Source organism: Gordonibacter pamelaeae 7-10-1-b, from assembly GCF_000210055.1.
GTDB lineage: Bacteria > Actinomycetota > Coriobacteriia > Coriobacteriales > Eggerthellaceae > Gordonibacter > Gordonibacter pamelaeae.
Window position 1 is genome coordinate 1,987,945 of record NC_021021.1, and the last position, 3,854, is coordinate 1,991,798.

At 66.2% G+C, this 3,854-nt stretch carries 4 protein-coding genes; all 4 read left to right on the top strand.

Going from position 1 to position 3,854, the window contains the following annotated elements; all coding sequences use genetic code 11:
• Positions 1–359: 359 nt before the first annotated feature.
• On the top strand, positions 360–971 hold the full coding sequence (locus GPA_RS09180; protein ID WP_015539693.1) for a hypothetical protein: 612 nt from the start codon (positions 360–362) through the stop codon (positions 969–971).
• Positions 972–1,577: 606 nt separating this feature from the next.
• Complete coding sequence (locus tag GPA_RS09185; RefSeq protein ID WP_015539694.1) at positions 1,578–2,531, top strand: SpoVA/SpoVAEb family sporulation membrane protein; 954 nt, start codon at positions 1,578–1,580, stop codon at positions 2,529–2,531.
• 61 nt (positions 2,532–2,592) lie between these two features.
• The gene (locus tag GPA_RS09190) at positions 2,593–2,889 is read left to right on the top strand and encodes a hypothetical protein (RefSeq protein WP_015539695.1); all 297 of its coding nucleotides are present in this window, start codon (positions 2,593–2,595) and stop codon (positions 2,887–2,889) included.
• Between the two features lie 140 nt (positions 2,890–3,029).
• Positions 3,030–3,689, top strand: a complete 660-nt coding sequence (locus GPA_RS09195) for a LemA family protein (protein WP_015539696.1) — start codon at positions 3,030–3,032, stop codon at positions 3,687–3,689.
• Positions 3,690–3,854: the final 165 nt, after the last annotated feature.

A 3,854-nucleotide genomic window follows, 5' to 3' on the forward strand; every position in this document is an offset into this window, starting at 1 on the left:
CGGCCCCGCACGCCCCGAGCCGCGAGCGGCCGACTGTGCGCGGCGGGCGGTGCAGGGCGCCTGATGCGGTGAAAAGTTAATGGTGATGAACTTACATGCCGGCACCGGTGAGGCGCGGTGCCGTATACTAGGTGCATCCGATGAGTTCGGATTCGTATGCGCTTAACGCGCTGCCCGTTTTTTCATCATCGACGACATCTACGATGCAGCCCCGGCGCCCGGCGCCCGCTGTCGGTCGTCCTGCGTCGGCGGAGACACCCTCGCCGAGCTCGCGTCAAACGCCTGTGCCGCCTGCCGCGGCCCTGCACGACGCATGAAAGAAACGACAAGAGAATACGCACCACGACCGAAAGGACCCCATGTCTCTGCATGCCGTACGCCCTCTGCCCGACAACACCTACACCCGCGCCCTCCGCGGCGCCGTCCCCGTGCCCGCCGGCGGGAAGGACAAGCTCGCGTTCCAGGTGCTCATGGTGTTCTGCATGGTCACGTGCATGGTGACGCTCAACTGGCTGATCCACGCGTCCGACCGGTCGCTGGCCGCGTTCTCGGAGGTGCTCTACGAGTACCCCCTCACGTTCGTAGCCGCGCTCTTCGTGCGCACGGTCGTGACGAACCCCCTCGTCGGCCGCCTGGCGCGCGCCGTCGTGCCGGCCGGCCTCGCCGGTTTCAGGCGCACGGTCGCCATGACGCTGGTGAACGTGTCGGTCATGGTGACGTTCATGACGTTCTTCGGCGTGCTCATCTCTAACGGCCCGGCCGGCTTCACCTGGCTCGCCTACGCCGAGAGCCTGCCCCTGTCCTACCTGCTGGCGTTCTCCGTGAACCTGCTGGCCGTGGGTCCCTTCGTGAAGGTCGCCTACGCAGCCGCCGTGAAACCCGGGCTGCTCTGGGCGTCCGAGAAGGCCGCCGAGCTGCGCGCCGCCGCCCGCGCCGCCATACCCCGCACCCTGTTCGGCCGCGGCGAGTAGCGCCCCTCGCCCGTCTGCCTGAAGCGTCGGCCAGCCGCCTTTGATCAACGAACAGATGTTTCACGTGAAACATCTGTTTCGACCCGCACCCCCTATCCTGACCATGCGACGAAATCCCCGTTTCGTGGCCGCTCTCGACAGACAAGGTTTCCCGCGCGCGCCGGACCGGCAACCCGACCAGAGGAGGGCGCGACGCCCCCCCTTGCCGCCTTCCGCCCAACGCTTGCGCCGCGATGGGGCCGCAAGACGGAGACGGCAATTCCGCAGAACGACGTGAATTTTCGGTTAGCGAAAAAATCATCTCTGCGGGTATTGCCTAATAGTAGATATCATCTTATACTGGAAGAGGTCTGAAACACAGGAGCCGGAAACGTGCCGCGTTTCCGGCTCTCCTGCTTTCCAGCGCTTTCGCCATCCTTCCCCATCAGCATTCCCACCTGGGATTTTCCCAGCAACGCAGCACGATTCATCCCCTCGTGTGGACGAAAATCAACAGGGGCTAGTACGCACGGGTCGATACCCTCCCCCTCGCGCGCCGGTACAATGGCGGCGTCTCGCGCTTTCGCGCACGTCACGTTATCGGAACCTACAGGGGGTATTGCTTCGATGAAAGCCTACAAGACCGTGATCTACAGTTTTCTGATCGGCGGTGTGCTCGCACTCGTCGCCCAGGCGCTCGTTACCGTGTGGACGAACGTGCTCACCGGCACGCCCATGCAGTTCTTCATCGGCGGATCGACGCTCATCAGCATGGGCATCATCGGCTGCATGCTGGGCGGCTTCGCCAACTACCAGCTGGTCGAGGAATGGGGCACGTTCGGCGCGCTGCTGCCGTTCTCGGGCTTCGCCATGGCCGTGGGCATGAAGATGGTGGGACCCTGGACGAAGCAGAACGCCACCGCGGGCAAGGCGGTGTGGCAGGGCTTGTGGCTGGTCATCTGGTTCAACGCCGTGGCTGCCGCGTTGAGCATCCTGTTCGGCTTCATCTGCGGCTCCATGGGCACGGAGCCGCTCGTGGTTGTTGAGAAGAACACGACCGCGATGGTGTTCCCGCTGGCCTTCCTGGTGGGCGGCGGGCTGTGCGCGCTGTTCCAGGTGGTGTATTTGGTGGTGAAGGGCATCACGCCGAAGTGCCAGCCCGTGTGGATCCTGCTCACGGCATGGTTCTGCGGCGCCATCCTCGCGCCGCTCGGCGTGTCGGGCGCGCTTACAAACTTCGCCGGGCAGGGCTTCAGCGTCATGATCCCCGTGGGCGGCTACAACATGTACAATGTGGGCGTGTCGTTCGCGATGGGCGAGATGGGCGAGGGCCTCGCTCACTTGGGATCGTTCTTCCTGGCGGTGGCGGGCCTGTTCTTCACCGGCTTGGCAACGTTCCTCATCTACAACGCGAAGTTCGGCCGCACGCCCATCCATGAGGTGCATCGCATGAAGGCACAGCACCTCATGGACGAGCTCGACGACATCGTGCCCGGCGCAGCCGGCACGCCCCTCGTCGCATCGGCCGGGGCGGTGCCCATGGCCGTGGCCGAGGAGGCCGTGGACCGCTCGATAGGCTAAGGCGGCAGGCAACGGCCCCGGACGCACCAGGCAGACCGGTTCGAGGGAGAAGGAGGCCCGCATGGGCAAGAAGGGCAACGGGCGCATCGAGAAGGCGCGCGCCGAGATCGAGCGGCTCAAGGCACGGCGGCGCCTCGACCTCATAAAGATATTGGCAGCCCTTGCCGCCATGATGCTCATCTTGCTGGGAAAGCCGATGCTCGAGAACGCCGGCATCATCGAGGCGGACAACATGGTGGTGAACGGCGCGATGTGGATCTCGGCGTTCATCCTGGCCATCTTCGCAGGCTCGGCAGGCCGAGACTTGTCGAAGTGCGGCCGCAGCATCGACGAGGTGCGCACGCGCGCCGGGCTCTAGGCGATCACCGTGCCGGACGAGCATCCCGGCACGGGCGCCACGGTGCCACTTCATACTCCAGAACCATACCAGAAGTGGTAGGGTTTCCCCGGGCCCCCTTCGTATAATGGCGGCGTCAGCCGACTCCGAAGGGGGCCATCATGTCTATCATGCCGATTCTCGTGCCGTTCGTCGTACTCGCCACCGGGTTCACCACCATCATGATCCTGCTCTACCGCAACCTGCAAAGGCTCGACGAGGAAGCCGGCGACGCCTGGCGACGCGTGCAGGAGCAGCGAACCGCGCGCTTGGATGCCTCCCTGCGCCTCCTCGATGCCCTGGATGCAGCCGGGGAGCTTGCAGACGCGCCCACCGCCGACATCCGCCAAGCCCTGGCCGCCTGCCGGGGAGCGGACGGGCCCGAAGCAGCCACCGAGGCCGACAGCGCGCTTGCCCGGGCGTGGCGCTCCTTCTCCGCCGTGGCCGACATGCGGCGCATCGCCGCGCTCGACTGCGCCCATGAGGCGATCGGGCAGCTGCACGAGGCCGACCGCCTCCTGCCCACTTGCGAGCGCCTGTACAACAACGCCGCCACCATGTACAACAACGCCGGCGTGACGTTCCCCGCCCTGCTCGTGGCGAGGCGCGCGCATTACGCCCCGCGGCCGCCCTACCGGCCACAGCACCTGCGCAGCGCGAGCGAGGTGGCCAGCGCCGCCGACACCGAGACCCTGGCCGACAAGTCGCCGCGCATCATGAACGCCTACATGCTGTGGGCCGTGGGCATGTCGGACACCATCACCGAGGAAGCCGGCCGATAAACCCGCTGCCGCCGCCTAGGAGACGGCAGCGCGCCGAGCCGAATAGCGCGCCCGCGGCGCTCACTCCAGCGGGAGCGCCATGACCACGGCATCGTCGGGCGGGTCCTCGTAGTAGGCCGGCCGCACCGCCACCTCCTGGAAGCCCAGGCGCGCATAGAAGCCGCG